Raw genomic sequence first — 14,363 nt, 5'->3', positions numbered from 1 at the left:
CGGCGCCTATGTTTTTGTAAGGCAAATCGAAGTTGATCGGAAATATTACAAGCGTGTTACATATCGGGAATGAGCGGAATTAATAACCCCAATAGACATTCTATATGTAATAGAGGATCTTTTCCTTTTTCTACTTCATAGTTTTGTATGGTTTGCGGTTTTTGGTAGGGCCGCAAGCCGTTTTCTCCTAATACATATGAGAGGGTGAACAACTAATTTTGCGAAAAGCACATAAGAAAACATAAATCAATTAGCGGCACTGGTACGGCCGCTTAATCGATCTTTTTATTTGATCAAACGGGGTGATATATCCCGACAAGAAAGGAACGAATACACGTGATAACATCTAGCATTCTATCATTGATACTAAAATTTTCAGCATTAACACAATATGAATTTGCTGAAAAAATTGGTATTTCTCAATCAGCGCTATCAAGGTACATCATAGGTGAAAGAGAAATCCCGTACGAAGTGGCCGCAAGGATAACGAAACAGATCGGGGATCACAATATATTTTTGCTGCGAGCTTTTGACAGTGGCTTGAATACGATCGAAATCGATATCAGAAAGCGAATAAACGAAAACTATAAAAATGATAAAGGGGAACCAAAGCTATGACAAACACAAATAATACAGTAGAAATCAACAACAAACTAACAGTAGAGGAAATAAAAGGACGCTTGCAAGATGCTCACGTTCTTCGAAGTTCGCTAACTTCTCATATGGCAAACGAAGTTTTACCACGAACGCGCCAGGCGATCTCGGCTATTAGAAAAGATCAAGAATTAACATACAAAGGACAACAAGCAAAGATCGAGAAATATCAAAAGCAGCAGGAAGTGCGATTGCTGGACGAAATCCACACGTTGAAAAAATCACACGGTTTATTGCTGGCCGATGCAAAAGCGTCAGCAGAAGCGATCCTAATCGCAGATGTTGAGCAGCCAGACGAAACTGCTCAGGCACTATTCAACATGCGAAAACAGAAACTACAATCTGCGATCATGTATGCACCGACACCGCAAGCAAAACTCAAAGCATTATCGGACTTTGCCGAACTAGGAAACGAAGGCCAGGCCTTTGCACGTCAGATTCAAGGCGATTTCCAACAGTTATCGTTAATGGCGATGAATTCTACAACGAATCCAGGCGAATTGCAATCGATCACGAAGACGCTAGGGACGATCAACACGAAACTAGAAAACGCAGCCTACACGGAAGAACAACAAGAAGTGGCCCAACTGTTGCAAAGTATCGATGAGAATCTGAATACGCGTTTTGTAAATACGGCCGTTCTAGGTACGGCATTAAACGAGATTTCACATACAACGCTGGAGTATGCGAATAAAACGGATCAATACGAAATAGATTTCGCTGACAGCGTGACCGAGTACGAAAAGGACAAGAACCTGGCAATATTGATCGACTAACAAGTGAAAAACGGCGGCTGGGCTTCGTGCCTGGTTGCTACAATATGAAACTATGCGGAGAAAACGGAGGAAATCGAAAATGGAAAAGAAAACAAACTATGATGCGATGAACGGGGAAACGATCCAGGGAAAGGACGTAGGCAATGTATTAAATGCAGCTAGAGTTCGCTTTGGTGGGAATTATCTTGTAATAAATACGCAGACGTACAACGATCCACATTGGAAAGCGATCTATAATGGCCCGACAAAGGGAAATGCAGGGATACCCGACGATACGAGATGGATCTAACGTTGATCGGATTTTTTATAATTTCACGTACTGGATTATGTAACGAAGGAGGCTGCGAGAAATGGACATTAAATATCACGGCCAACACGTAACGATCACAGGTGACGAGGATCTGATACAACGGGCTGGAATTACGATAGATCCTGGACCACTAAAAAGAGGTGAGAGATCTATTTCATACGAAGAAGTACGCTATTTCTATGAACGTGCATACAAGACGAAAATGAAAATGATGCAATTCTGTACGTAATAGCGCGCGAAAATTACGTCTCACAAAACGATCACAGAGACAAAAATAAAAGAAAAGGAAAGATGTACTAATATGAAAACACTGCACGAAATCTATCTAGAGGAACAAAAGCTACACAAGGAGAAACAGGACCGACTAAAAGCGCAGGAACAGGCTGAAAAAGAATGGCAGGAAGCCATCATGCGCGTACAAGACGAAAAGGCACGTGTACTAGAGGCTATGAAATGTGAAGGCGAAGGCGTGGCAACTAGTCGGAAGATTGTCGGGTAATAACGAAGCTGGGCGGTGCCTTATCAGCATCGCTCTTTTTATTTAACTATCGAAGGAGGCCGAGACATATGCAAATCAGATACCACGGGCAGCACGTAACGATAACGGGTGACGAAGACATATTCCAACGTGCTGGAATTGAATTGAATCCGACACCACTTCGAAAGGGTGAAATGCCAACAACCTACGAGGAATTGCGCTATTTCTACGAACGTGCATACAAGACGAAAATGAAAAATGATGCAATTCTGTACGTTATTGCACGTGAAAATTATATTGTGCAGAACGATCAACGAAGTGAAAAGGCGAAAACGAAAAAGAAAACAAATAACTGGAAAAAGGAAGCGAGAATATGAGAACACTATCAGAAATCGAAAGAGATATAAGCAGACTGCAAGAAGAAAAATCGCAGGTTATAGCGGATTACTTGCGCAGACTAAACGAAAGAGGTCGAGGGATTAGCGAAGAGCAATGCAAAGAAAGAAGCGAAAAACTATGCAAGGACTATCGCGAAGGCGCGAAAACGGGTCTATAATATGGAAAACTACACAAATAGAATCAAAGCGGCAAACGAAGGTTTGAATATATCGGCTCGCGAGATCGGCTGGACAATTTAATGAAGCGTATAAGAAACGTGTGAAATAAATAACGCAACTTGACGGAGATTCTACGGGGTTTCTGTCTTTTTTATATGTAAATATGCATTTATATTTATTTCGCAATTTGCGAAACATTATAATAGAAAGAGAGGGTATAAAAAGGGGGAAAACAACTATGAATATAAAAGATTTATTACAGATGTTAAAAGAAAATAGAATATCAATAGTAGCAAAAGAAATTGGAATAAGTCAAAAGAAGTTATCCAAAGTCATGAAAGCGGCTGGTTACCAATATAATCGTAGCGTAGGTTGGCACTATACATCTACGGGCGAGCCACCTTTGGAAGCGGATATCAGAGACTTTATAGGAGATACTGATAATGCGCGATCGGAAACTACGAACGATGCCTTGACGGAAAATGAAGTGAACGTGCTACGGGAGATAATTAACGGATGGGATACGACTCAAAATGTCGTTAATACAATCTCACAACAAAAAGAAAAGGTTTCGAAATCTAATGATCCGCAGAAGAATACAAATCCAATTCATTCGTTGTATATGCTTATTAGGGAAAGTGGATCGAAAGAAAAGGTTAGCAGGACAGTGAACCTCGATAAGGAGACGTGTTCGCAATTAGGTACCTTCGAAGATGTGCTTCGAATCAATCGTGATGATATTATAGAGATTGCGCTTCGTGAGTTCTTTGAGAAATATAAGGCGCAATAGTTAAGAGAGGGCGTGGATTTCATTATCTACGTCTTTTTTTCGGCTATAAGTTCGGAAAGGCTCGCTGAGATTTGCATTCTAAGGCGGTTAGAAGTGAACTAATGAATTAGTATGCATCTAAATTCACTCTATATCGTTTTGCGCAGAGTACGAAGACCACGTATATAATAGAAGGAAAAAATTATAATACCGTTAAAACATGTGTTGACTGAGCTAAGTAGACGGCTTATACTAGCATTAACGTGGTAGATACAGTTTGCCGATAAATTCGGTAAAGTTAAACCGATAAACTACCGAAAGAACGGAAAAGATAAAACGATTAAAAACGTTATAGCGTCAGCATTCGATACAGTATCCATGTCAAAAGCAAAACCTACGAACTCTGAGTTTATCGCAATGGTTGCGGATAAGCTGAGACTTGAACATAAAGCTAGCTGAGAGTAGAAGTAGCAATGGGTTTTCGTTTTAGTAAAACCGATGTATGCTGGAACGCTATGCTCGATGTTAATTTTAAAGCCAATAAACTTTTTAATGAAAGACCAATGAATGTTATAATTCGTTGGTCTTTTTATTTTGTTGAGAAAAAGAGATTATTTGATAGTGTGGAAAATAAAACCTATTTTCAGTAATATTACATGTAAGTGAGTTTTTTATAAGGCAATAAAATAGATATAGATAGGGAGAAGGGGAATGGAAAATAAAATTTCAACTTGGCTAGGAATAGTAGCAGCTATGGGAGTTCTTGCTATTGCAGTTACATTTGGAATGTTAGAACTTGCAGATAATCCAGTAGATAAAGAAGTGAGCGCTCAAATAGATAAAAAAGAAGACCAAACAATAGTAGGTAGAGAGGTGGATGGGGTCTTTGTTGATGTGTATGTTACTGAAAATTCTACTGAAAGCGAAGTCATTACAGCGATGCATCGCATGACTCATCAAAAAGTGGTGGCAGAACGAAAATCGGGCTCTATCCCAATGATTCAAAGTAATGCTAAAAAATTAAAAGAAATTATAAATAAGAGTAGCTTTACGAAGAAAAATGAACTTTTAGCAATTGCTGATAGATGGGCGAAAAAAGATTTTAGTAAAATTGTAGAAGATCACAATTATTTCTCGGATGCTCAAGAAGATAGCGTTTGTAAAGTAACTAGAGCAATGGATGCGTTAGAAGAGCAACATTATATTTTAACTACATTCGGGGAGGAAAAAGCGAAAGAACTATACGAATCAGGGGATGCTCCGCACGTTCAATAAAAAATAATATAAAGGACTTCTCTAGTTTTTTTATTATCGTGTTTTAAGGACGTAATGGGACTTATAAATAAATGGTCTGCTTTCTTTATGACGTGTAACAAAAAAAGAAAAGATGTGATTCATTATTAAATGATGAAGGAACGGCTAAATCACATCGTAGTACATCTGTTAAAGGATTTTAGTAGGAAAGGCATCCGTGATATAATAGAAAATAATAAAAAGTCCTGCAAAACAGGACTGTATTATTCTTCGTCTTTATTTTGTTTTTCTAATTCAACTAGCTTTTGAATTAAAATGTGCTGCGGCATATGCATGAGTTGTTCAAGTGGAACACCTAGTACTTTTGATAAGCGGACTGCAGTATCTGGAGAGATTTGTAATGGTCTCATAGAAGTACCTCCTTTTTCGTATAGTATAGCATAAGATTGGGGGAGTGAGGATGACTCTTATATTTGCACATCGTGGTGCGGCTGGAACGTACCCAGAAAATACAATGATTTCATTTGAAGCGGCTGAGTCTTTTAGAGCGGATGGAATTGAACTTGATGTTCAATTAACGAAAGACGGAAAAGTTGTCGTCATTCATGATGAAACGGTGGACCGGACAACAAATGGAAAAGGTGCGGTTCGGAATTATGTATATGAGGACTTATGCAAGTTAGATGCAAGTTATAAATTTGGTGATAAAGTAGGTTTTTGTAAAATACCACTTTTAGAAGAGGTATTAGAATGGCTTGCACAAACGAGTTTGCTACTTAATATTGAACTTAAAAATAATAAAATTCCATACAGAGGTTTAGAGGAAGAAGTTATAACGCTTGTACGGAAATTTAGTCTAGAGGATCGTGTTATATTTTCTTCGTTTAATCACTACAGTATGAAACGGTGCCATATGATGGCTCCTGATATTCAAACAGCAATTTTATATCGCGAAGGTTTGCATAGTCCGTGGGCATACGCGAAAAAAATGGGCGCTACAGCAGTACATCCGAATTATCGTTACCTTCAAGATGCTATTGCCGAACTAACGATGGAAAGTGGTGTAGAGGTTCGCCCTTATACAATTAATGAAGAAACGCTTATGCGTAAATATTTTGATATGAATATATCGGCGATTATTACTGATTACCCTGAAACGGCCAGAACGTTAATGCCAATAAAAAAATGAGACCGCGTGTAACGGTCTCATTTTTTTATTTATAAATAGTGGGGCATTCCTATCTTCTAAAGCGAGCTTGTACTTTATTTCGTTTACGGTCTCGGTGCAAGACGAAGCCACCGAAGATATAAAACCCGAGCCCGAAGCAGAGAGCGCCGATTAAAAATTGTAACCACAGTATAGAGATTGGTGGAAATAGAATCCCGAATACAGTATCTCTCATTAACTTTATACCAAACACAGCTAATGAAATAGGGATGAATGCTAATAGTAGAGCAATGTAACGCTGCATACATAACGCTCCTTTTCAGATTATTTCGTATATTTTAATGATGTTATAAGAAAAGGGGGTTTGTCAAGAGGGTGCTGAACGAGTAAGATAAAGGTGTGAAAAAATTTGCAGAGTTACTTCGAGAGGAAGTGGGATATATGAAACAAAAAGTATTAATTGTTGGTGCAGGTGAAGGCGGGAGCGCACTGCTGAATCTGTTACAAAGTTCGAATATATTTCAAATTATAGGGATTATTGATATAAATCCGTTGGCAAAAGGACTACAAATTGCTAAGGAATACGGGATTGCAATTGGAGAAAGTGTAACTCCATTTCTTTCTATGCATATCGATGTAATATTTGATATGACAGGTGAAGATGATGTGCATAAGGTTTTATTGGAAAAAAAGAAAAAAGACACTCTTCTTATACCAGGTGATATCGCAAAAATTGTTACAGGATTAGCGCATGAGAAGGAAGGGCTGATTGGGCGATTAGAGGAACAAACGCAACAAGGAGAATTAATTTTAAATTCTACACATGACGGCATGATCGTAATTGATCGAGAGGGACAAGTTCGTCTTTTTAATAAAAGTGCAGAGCGTATTATCGGATATAAAAAAGAAGAGGCGATAGGAAAATATATTTTAGAAGTCATTCCAACTAGTAAATTACTTCGCATTATACGTACGAAACAAATAGAAGTAAATTATGAACTAACATTAGAGAATGGAAAGAAAATTATTACAACGCGTATACCGATATTAAAAGAGGGCGGAGAGGTACAAGGGGCATTTGCAATTTTTAAAGATATAACAGAAGTTGTAGATTTAGCGGAAGAAGTTACAGATTTAAAGGAGATTCAAACACTATTAGAGGCAATTATTAACTCATCTGAAGAAGCAATTTCGGTTGTGGATGAAAAAGGAAGAGGTTTAGTCATTAACCCGGCATATACGAAATTAACGGGTTTAACAGAAGAAGATATTATTGGGAAGCCTGCTACAACTGATATTGTAGAAGGCGAAAGTATGCATATGAAAGTACTTCGAACGCGTCGTGCGGTGCGCGGAATACATATGAAGATTGGGCAAAAAAAGCGCGATGTAATTGTAAACGTGGCACCAGTCATTGTGGATGGAATATTGAAAGGAAGCGTTGGCGTTATCCGTGACGTGTCGGAAATTCAAAAGTTAACAAATGAATTGAATAGAGCAAGGCAAATTATTCGCACATTAGAAGCGAAATATTCATTTGATGATATTGTCGGGAATTCAGATGAAACAACGGCAGCTATCGAACAGGCGAAGCTAGGAGCAAATACACCAGCAACAGTACTGTTACGCGGTGAATCTGGGACTGGTAAAGAATTGTTTGCACATGCAATCCATAATGGAAGTAATCGAAAATACAATAAGTTCGTCCGTGTAAACTGTGCGGCCATTTCGGAGACGTTGTTAGAAAGTGAATTATTTGGTTATGAGGAAGGGGCGTTTTCTGGAGCGAAAAGAGGCGGGAAACGTGGGTTCTTTGAGGAAGCAAATAACGGTAGTATTTTTTTAGATGAAATAGGGGAGTTATCTGCAAATACACAAGCGAAACTCCTTCGTGTACTGCAGGAAAAAGAAATTGTAAAAGTTGGTGGAACGAAAGCGATACCTATTAATGTTCGAGTAATTGCAGCGACGCATGTGAATTTAGAAAAGGCTATTCTAGAAGGGAAGTTTAGGGAGGATTTATATTATCGATTAAATAAAATCCCAATTCAAATTCCATCTCTTCGTCAACGTAAAGGAGATATACCGACAATTGCGGACAGATTGATTCAAAAAATTAATCAAGATTACGGTCGTAATGTAGAAGGGCTCACTGATTCAGCCATTTTATATTTACAATCATACGAATGGCCAGGGAATGTGAGGGAACTTGAAAATATTCTGGGAAGAGCTATTATCTTTATGAATTATAACGAGACCTATATTGATGTACACCATTTACCGCCATTACATAACGAAGAGCAGGTGGAGTCAAAGCAATCTCATTTATTACCTGAATTAGAAGAAAAGCCACTTGAACATTTAGTGACAGAGTTTGAAGGGAATATTATTCATGAATATTTGGAGAGATTTGATGGGAATAAAACGCAAACTGCAAAAGCGTTAGGAATTTCCGTTCGAAATTTATATTACAAGCTAGAAAAGTATGACCATGCAAAAAATAGCATGCAATAAATTGCGTACCGTGCAATTTATTGCATGGTATACAAAAAGCGACAAAATAAGACAGAATCTTTTGTTATTTTCCAAAGTATTGATTTTACTGCATTTTGAATGCGTTTTCATTATTGGTAAGACCACTTTTAAAAGTTGGCACGGTATTTGCTTTATAAATAGACGAGGGACGACGGAAAGGGTTGATTACAAAATATGAAGTTAGAATACTTAATTGATCAAGCAGCAGGGCAGCCTAAAAAAACTGTAGCTGTAGCAGTAGCTGAAGATCATGAAGTAATTGAAGCTGTAGCGAAAGCAATTAAATTACAGTTAGCTCAATTTCGTCTATATGGAAATCAAGAAAAAATAATGGGGATGCTACAAGAACATGGTTTACAAACTTCAGAACATGTTCAAGTGATTGCAGCAATGTCTAGTGCAGAGGCTGCAGAACTTTCTGTTAAAGCTGTGAGAAATGGTGAAGCAGACGTGCTTATGAAGGGGAACATCCCAACAGCGAATATTTTGAAGGCTGTGTTAAACAAAGAGTGGGGCCTACGTAAAGGTAGCGTACTTTCACATGTAGCAGCATTTGAAGTTCCAAATTACGATCGTCTTATTTTCGTTACAGATGCAGCGATGAACATCGCACCTGATGTAACACAAAAAGCTGCTATTATACAAAATACTGTAGAAGTTGCCCGGGCAATAGGAATCGACTTGCCAAAAGTGGCACCAATTGCAGCAGTAGAAGTTGTGAATCCAGCGATGCAGGCGACAATTGATGCAGCGATGTTAACACAAATGAATCGCCGCGGACAAATTAAAGATTGTATCGTTGATGGACCACTTGCTTTAGATAATGCAGTATCACAAATTGCAGCAGAGCATAAAGGCATAGTAAGTGATGTAGCAGGTAAGGCAGATATTTTACTCGTCCCAACGATTGAAGCTGGAAATGTGCTATATAAATCACTCGTATACTTTGCGGATGCAAAAGTAGGAGCAATGATTGCTGGCGCAAAAGCACCGATCGTTTTAACATCTCGTGCTGATTCAGCAGAAACAAAAGTATATTCATTAGCATTGGCAGTTGCGACTGCTTCAAAATAAACCAAAAAGGGTAAAACATTAGGGGGAAACGACAATGACATTAGAAATCTTCGAATACTTAGAAAAATATGATTATGAGCAAGTAGTATTTTGTCAAGATAAAGAATCTGGTTTAAAAGCAATTATTGCAATTCATGATACAACACTTGGACCGGCTCTTGGTGGAACAAGAATGTGGACATATGATTCTGAAGAAGCGGCGATTGAAGATGCATTGCGTCTTGCAAAAGGGATGACATACAAAAACGCAGCAGCTGGTTTAAACTTAGGTGGTGCGAAAACAGTAATTATCGGTGATCCTCGTAAAGATAAGAGCGAAGCAATGTTCCGTGCACTAGGACGTTATATCCAAGGACTAAACGGACGTTACATTACAGCTGAAGATGTTGGTACAACAGTAGATGATATGGATATTATCCATGAAGAAACTGACTTTGTAACAGGTATCTCACCATCATTCGGTTCTTCTGGTAACCCATCTCCGGTAACTGCATACGGTGTTTACCGTGGTATGAAAGCAGCTGCAAAAGAAGCTTTCGGTACTGACAATTTAGAAGGAAAAGTAATTGCTGTTCAAGGCGTTGGTAACGTAGCATATCACCTATGCAAACATTTACACGCTGAAGGAGCAAAATTAATCGTTACAGATATTAATAAAGAAGCTGTACAACGTGCTGTAGAAGAATTCGGTGCATCAGCAGTTGAACCAAATGAAATTTACGGTGTTGAATGCGATATTTACGCACCATGTGCACTAGGCGCAACAGTTAATGATGAAACTATTCCACAACTTAAAGCAAAAGTAATCGCAGGTTCTGCAAATAACCAATTAAAAGAAGATCGTCATGGTGACATCATTCATGAAATGGGTATTGTATACGCACCAGATTATGTAATTAATGCAGGTGGCGTAATTAACGTAGCAGACGAATTATATGGATACAATAGAGAACGTGCACTAAAACGTGTTGAGTCTATTTATGACACGATTGCAAAAGTAATCGAAATTTCAAAACGCGATGGCATAGCAACTTATGTAGCGGCAGATCGTCTAGCTGAAGAGCGCATTGCAAGCTTGAAGAATTCTCGTAGCACTTACTTACGCAACGGTCACGATATTATTAGCCGTCGCTAATCATTCATATATAACTTTTACAAAAGGTGTGGTTACCTCTTATGAGGTTTCCACTTCCTTTTGAATTTATTAGTGGAGGTAGCAACATTGTCTGTAAATCGAATTCTTGTTATTAACCCAGGTAGTACATCCACAAAAATTGGTGTTTTTGATAATGAAAGACCCGTTCTAGAAGAAACGATTCGTCATGACGTAGAACAGATTGGAAAATATAAGAGAATTATCGACCAATATGAGTTTCGAAAAGAAACGATTTTAGAAGTTCTACATTCTCATGGTATTAACATTTCAAAATTAAACGCTGTTTGTGGGCGTGGTGGATTACTTCGTCCAATCGAAGGCGGTACGTATACAGTAAACGATGCGATGTTAGAAGATTTGAAAAATGGCTTTAGCGGTCATCACGCTTCAAACCTTGGAGGCATTTTAGCATATGAAATTGCTTCTGGATTAAACATTCCTGCATTCATTGTAGATCCTGTCGTTGTAGATGAGATGGAGCCGGTTGCTCGTATAAGTGGCATTGCTGGTATGGAACGCAAAAGTATCTTCCATGCATTAAATCAAAAAGCAGTTGCTCGTAAAGTAGCTGAACAGTTAAATCACAAATACGAGGATTTAAATTTATTAGTTACACATATGGGTGGCGGTATTACAGTTGGTGCTCATAAAAAAGGAAGAGTAATCGATGTGAATAACGGTTTAAACGGAGAAGGACCATTTAGTCCAGAGCGCGCTGGTACAGTACCAGTAGGGCAACTAGTAGAAATGTGTTTCTCTGGTGAGTATTACCGTGATGAAATGATTAAAAAACTTGTCGGACAAGGTGGACTTGTAAGTTTAATCGGTACAAATGATGCGATTAAAGTAGAGCAAATGGTTGAAAAAGGTGATCCTGAAGCAACTCTTATTTATAAAGCAATGGCATATCAAGTTGCAAAAGAGATTGGCGGAGCTAGCGCTGTACTTCACGGGAAAATCGATGCAATCGTATTAACTGGTGGACTGGCATACAGTAAAATTCTTGTCGATGAAATAAAAGAGCGAGTGGACTGGATTGCAGATGTTATCGTACATCCAGGCGAAGATGAGTTAGAAGCGTTAGCAGAAGGAGCACTTCGTGTATTACGTGAAGAAGAAGCTCCAAAAGAATACGTTGTACGTGAAAAAGAAACGGTAGCTAGGGGTTGAGATAATGGCAAAAGAATATGATTTAGTCATCGTTGGCGGCGGTACTGGTGGATATGTTGCTGCAATTCGTGCATCACAACTAGGGTTAAAAACTGCACTAGTCGAAAAAGAAAATCTTGGTGGTACTTGTTTACACAAAGGATGTATTCCTAGTAAAGCTCTTTTACGTAGTGCGGAAGTATATGCAACTGCTAAAAAAAGCGAAGAGTTCGGAGTTATTGCAAGCAATGTAGAATTAAACTTTGCGAAAGTACAAGAGCGTAAAGAGAAGATAGTAACGCAGCTTCATAAAGGCGTTCAACATTTAATGAAACAAGGTAAAATTGATGTGTTTGAAGGTATTGGCCGTATTCTTGGCCCATCTATTTTCTCTCCGATGCCAGGGACAATTTCAGTTGAACTTGCAAGTGGAGAAGAGAATGAAATGTTAATTCCAAAAAATGTACTTATTGCAACAGGTTCTCGTCCAAATTCATTACCAGGTTTAGAATTAGACGGAGAGTACGTAATGTCTTCAGATCATGCTCTAAAAATGGAAACGCTTCCTAGTTCGATTATTATCGTTGGTGGCGGTGTAATCGGTATTGAGTGGGCATCTATGCTTGCTGACTTCGGTATAGAAGTTACAGTATTAGAGTATGCGAAAACGATATTACCACTAGAAGATCAAGACGTTTCAAAAGAAATGCAACGTCTATTCAAGAAAAAAGGTATTAAAGTGGTAACTGGTGCAAAAGTATTACCAGAAACATTGGTAAAAGATAATGGAGTAACAATCCAAGCTGAACACAACGGTGAAAATAAAGAATTTAAAGCAGAAAAAATGCTTGTATCTGTAGGAAGACAAGCGAATACGCAAAATATTGGCTTAGAGAATACAGATATCGTTGTGGAAAAAGGATACATTCAAACAAATGAGTTTTATCAAACGAAAGAATCGCATATTTACGCAATTGGAGATGTAATCGGTGGCCTGCAACTCGCTCACGTTGCTTCTCACGAAGGAATTGCTGCAGTAGAACATATTGCAGGGAAAGAAGTTACACCAATTGATTACTCTATGGTATCAAAATGCGTATATAGCAGTCCGGAAGTTGCTTCTGTCGGTTTAACAGAACAAGAAGCGAAAGAAAAAGGCTATAAGTTAAAAGTAGGTAAGTTCTCATTCCGCGCAATCGGAAAAGCACTTGTATACGGAGAATCAGATGGTTTCGTAAAACTTGTAGTTGATGAAGAGACAAATGACATTCTTGGTGTTCATATGATTGGACCGCATGTAACAGATATGATTTCTGAAGCGGGTCTTGCAAGAGTACTTGATGCAACACCTTGGGAAGTAGCACATACAATTCATCCGCATCCATCATTATCTGAGGCGATTGGTGAAGCAGCACTTGCTGTAGATGGAAGAGCGTTACACGCATAAAAATGTGGATTTAGGAGGTTATGAAAAATGGCAGAAGTAAAAGAAAAGCGCCATGAAGAGCTTGGCTTAAGTGATGAGCAAGTATTAGAAATGTTCCGTACGATGTTACTTGCACGTAAAATCGACGAACGTATGTGGTTATTAAACCGTGCTGGTAAAATTCCATTCGTAATTTCTTGTCAAGGACAAGAGGCTGCACAAGTTGGAGCGGCGTTCGCTCTTGATAGAGAGAAAGATTATGCATTACCATACTACCGTGATATGGGTGTTGTACTAGCATTTGGTATGACAGCTAAAGAGCTTATGTTGTCTGCTTTCGCGAAAGCTGGAGATCCAAACTCTGGTGGTCGTCAAATGCCTGGTCACTTCGGTCAAAAGAAAAATCGTATTGTTACAGGTTCATCTCCAGTAACAACGCAAGTACCACATGCAGTTGGTATTGCATTAGCTGGAAAAATGGAGAAGAAAGATTTAGTAACGTTCGTTACATTTGGAGAAGGTTCTTCAAACCAAGGTGACTTCCATGAAGGGGCAAACTTTGCTGGTGTACACAAACTACCTGTTATTTTTATGTGTGAAAATAACAAATATGCAATCTCTATTCCAGTTGAAAAACAATTAGCATGTAAAAACGTATCAGATCGTGCGATTGGTTACGGTATGCCTGGATATACAATAGACGGAAACGATCCGCTTGCAGTATATAAAGCTGTAAAAGAAGCAGCAGATCGCGGTCGCCGTGGTGAAGGCCCAACTTTAATTGAAACAGTATCATATCGTTTAACAGCACATTCTAGTGACGATGATGATCGTGTTTATCGTGATAAAGAAGAAGTAGAAGAAGCAAAGAAAAAAGATTCAATTATAACATTCGCGGCTTATTTAAAAGAAGCTGGTGTATTAACTGAGGAATCGGAAAAACAAATGTTAGACGAAATTATGCATATCGTAAATGAAGCAACAGAATATGCAGAAAATGCTCCGTATGCAGCACCTGAAGATGCATTGAAGCACGTATACGCAGAATAGGGGGGAA

General features: G+C 38.5%; 17 protein-coding genes and 1 pseudogene. 16 read left to right on the top strand and 2 right to left on the bottom strand.

The genetic code is table 11. The features are described 5' to 3' along the window. The first annotated feature begins 336 nt into the window (after positions 1-336). The 9 genes and pseudogenes from ACTFN4_RS03235 to ACTFN4_RS03195 all read left to right on the top strand — a co-directional run bounded on the left by ACTFN4_RS03235 (position 337) and on the right by ACTFN4_RS03195 (position 4,819). A complete protein-coding gene (locus tag ACTFN4_RS03235) occupies positions 337-618 on the top strand; it encodes a helix-turn-helix transcriptional regulator (protein WP_439962070.1) in 282 nt (93 codons plus the stop codon). Next, positions 615-1,430, top strand: coding sequence for a hypothetical protein (locus tag ACTFN4_RS03230; protein ID WP_439962069.1), 816 nt, complete (start codon positions 615-617; stop codon positions 1,428-1,430). Before ACTFN4_RS03235 ends, ACTFN4_RS03230 begins: the two co-directional genes overlap by 4 nt. 79 nt (positions 1,431-1,509) lie before the next feature. Further along, positions 1,510-1,719 carry a hypothetical protein gene (locus tag ACTFN4_RS03225; protein WP_439962068.1) on the top strand — a complete coding sequence of 70 codons (210 nt, stop codon included), beginning with the start codon at positions 1,510-1,512 and terminating at the stop codon, positions 1,717-1,719. Between the two features lie 61 nt (positions 1,720-1,780). After that, complete coding sequence (locus ACTFN4_RS03220) at positions 1,781-1,969, top strand: hypothetical protein (RefSeq protein ID WP_439962067.1); 189 nt, start codon at positions 1,781-1,783, stop codon at positions 1,967-1,969. A 72-nt stretch (positions 1,970-2,041) separates the two neighbouring features. Then, positions 2,042-2,239: a hypothetical protein gene (locus tag ACTFN4_RS03215; RefSeq protein ID WP_439962066.1), complete on the top strand. Its 198-nt coding sequence runs from the start codon at positions 2,042-2,044 to the stop codon at positions 2,237-2,239. Between the two features lie 68 nt (positions 2,240-2,307). Further along, positions 2,308-2,595, top strand: a complete 288-nt coding sequence (locus tag ACTFN4_RS03210) for a hypothetical protein (protein WP_439962065.1) — start codon at positions 2,308-2,310, stop codon at positions 2,593-2,595. 418 nt (positions 2,596-3,013) lie between these two features. Further along, positions 3,014-3,565: a CopG family transcriptional regulator gene (locus ACTFN4_RS03205; protein ID WP_439962064.1), complete on the top strand. Its 552-nt coding sequence runs from the start codon at positions 3,014-3,016 to the stop codon at positions 3,563-3,565. Positions 3,566-3,895: 330 nt separating this feature from the next. Continuing rightward, a pseudogene (locus tag ACTFN4_RS03200) lies at positions 3,896-4,003 on the top strand (sporulation transcription factor Spo0A); the annotation flags it as partial. A gap of 252 nt (positions 4,004-4,255) precedes the next feature. Beyond that, positions 4,256-4,819 (top strand): PRK06770 family protein, encoded by a 564-nt coding sequence (locus tag ACTFN4_RS03195; RefSeq protein ID WP_000428229.1) that lies wholly within the window; start codon positions 4,256-4,258, stop codon positions 4,817-4,819. 242 nt (positions 4,820-5,061) lie between these two features. On the opposite strand, the gene ACTFN4_RS03190 is transcribed toward ACTFN4_RS03195, so the two are convergent. Then, a complete protein-coding gene (locus ACTFN4_RS03190; protein ID WP_137074556.1) occupies positions 5,062-5,208 on the bottom strand; it encodes a YycC family protein in 147 nt (48 codons plus the stop codon). A 50-nt stretch (positions 5,209-5,258) separates the two neighbouring features. Here ACTFN4_RS03190 and ACTFN4_RS03185 point away from each other — a divergent pair, with 50 nt between their 5' ends. Further along, positions 5,259-5,987, top strand: coding sequence for a glycerophosphodiester phosphodiesterase (locus ACTFN4_RS03185; RefSeq protein ID WP_000172575.1), 729 nt, complete (start codon positions 5,259-5,261; stop codon positions 5,985-5,987). Between the two features lie 49 nt (positions 5,988-6,036). Here ACTFN4_RS03185 and ACTFN4_RS03180 read toward each other — a convergent pair whose 3' ends face one another. Beyond that, positions 6,037-6,270 (bottom strand): DUF2627 domain-containing protein, encoded by a 234-nt coding sequence (locus ACTFN4_RS03180; protein WP_439962063.1) that lies wholly within the window; start codon positions 6,268-6,270, stop codon positions 6,037-6,039. A gap of 137 nt (positions 6,271-6,407) precedes the next feature. Between ACTFN4_RS03180 and ACTFN4_RS03175 the strand changes: the two genes are divergently transcribed. The 6 genes from ACTFN4_RS03175 to bfmBAA all read left to right on the top strand — a co-directional run bounded on the left by ACTFN4_RS03175 (position 6,408) and on the right by bfmBAA (position 14,356). Further along, a complete protein-coding gene (locus ACTFN4_RS03175) occupies positions 6,408-8,480 on the top strand; it encodes a sigma-54 interaction domain-containing protein (RefSeq protein ID WP_033666632.1) in 2,073 nt (690 codons plus the stop codon). 195 nt (positions 8,481-8,675) lie between these two features. Then, complete coding sequence (yqiS, locus tag ACTFN4_RS03170; RefSeq protein WP_000764678.1) at positions 8,676-9,575, top strand: phosphate butyryltransferase; 900 nt, start codon at positions 8,676-8,678, stop codon at positions 9,573-9,575. A 34-nt stretch (positions 9,576-9,609) separates the two neighbouring features. Then, positions 9,610-10,710 (top strand): leucine dehydrogenase, encoded by a 1,101-nt coding sequence (locus ACTFN4_RS03165; RefSeq protein ID WP_000171355.1) that lies wholly within the window; start codon positions 9,610-9,612, stop codon positions 10,708-10,710. A gap of 87 nt (positions 10,711-10,797) precedes the next feature. Beyond that, positions 10,798-11,901, top strand: coding sequence for a butyrate kinase (buk, locus tag ACTFN4_RS03160; protein WP_000115781.1), 1,104 nt, complete (start codon positions 10,798-10,800; stop codon positions 11,899-11,901). 4 nt (positions 11,902-11,905) lie between these two features. Next, positions 11,906-13,327 (top strand): dihydrolipoyl dehydrogenase, encoded by a 1,422-nt coding sequence (gene lpdA / locus ACTFN4_RS03155; RefSeq protein WP_439962062.1) that lies wholly within the window; start codon positions 11,906-11,908, stop codon positions 13,325-13,327. A 27-nt stretch (positions 13,328-13,354) separates the two neighbouring features. Further along, positions 13,355-14,356 (top strand): 3-methyl-2-oxobutanoate dehydrogenase subunit alpha, encoded by a 1,002-nt coding sequence (gene bfmBAA / locus ACTFN4_RS03150; protein WP_000852551.1) that lies wholly within the window; start codon positions 13,355-13,357, stop codon positions 14,354-14,356. The last annotated feature ends 7 nt before the right edge of the window (positions 14,357-14,363 follow it).

It is taken from the genome of Bacillus cereus group sp. MYBK95-2, from assembly GCF_051915225.1.
GTDB classification, from domain to species: Bacteria; Bacillota; Bacilli; order Bacillales; family Bacillaceae_G; genus Bacillus_A; species Bacillus_A cereus.
The sequence above is the reverse complement of the archived record's forward strand: the minus strand, read 5'-3'. Positions and strand labels throughout refer to the sequence as shown.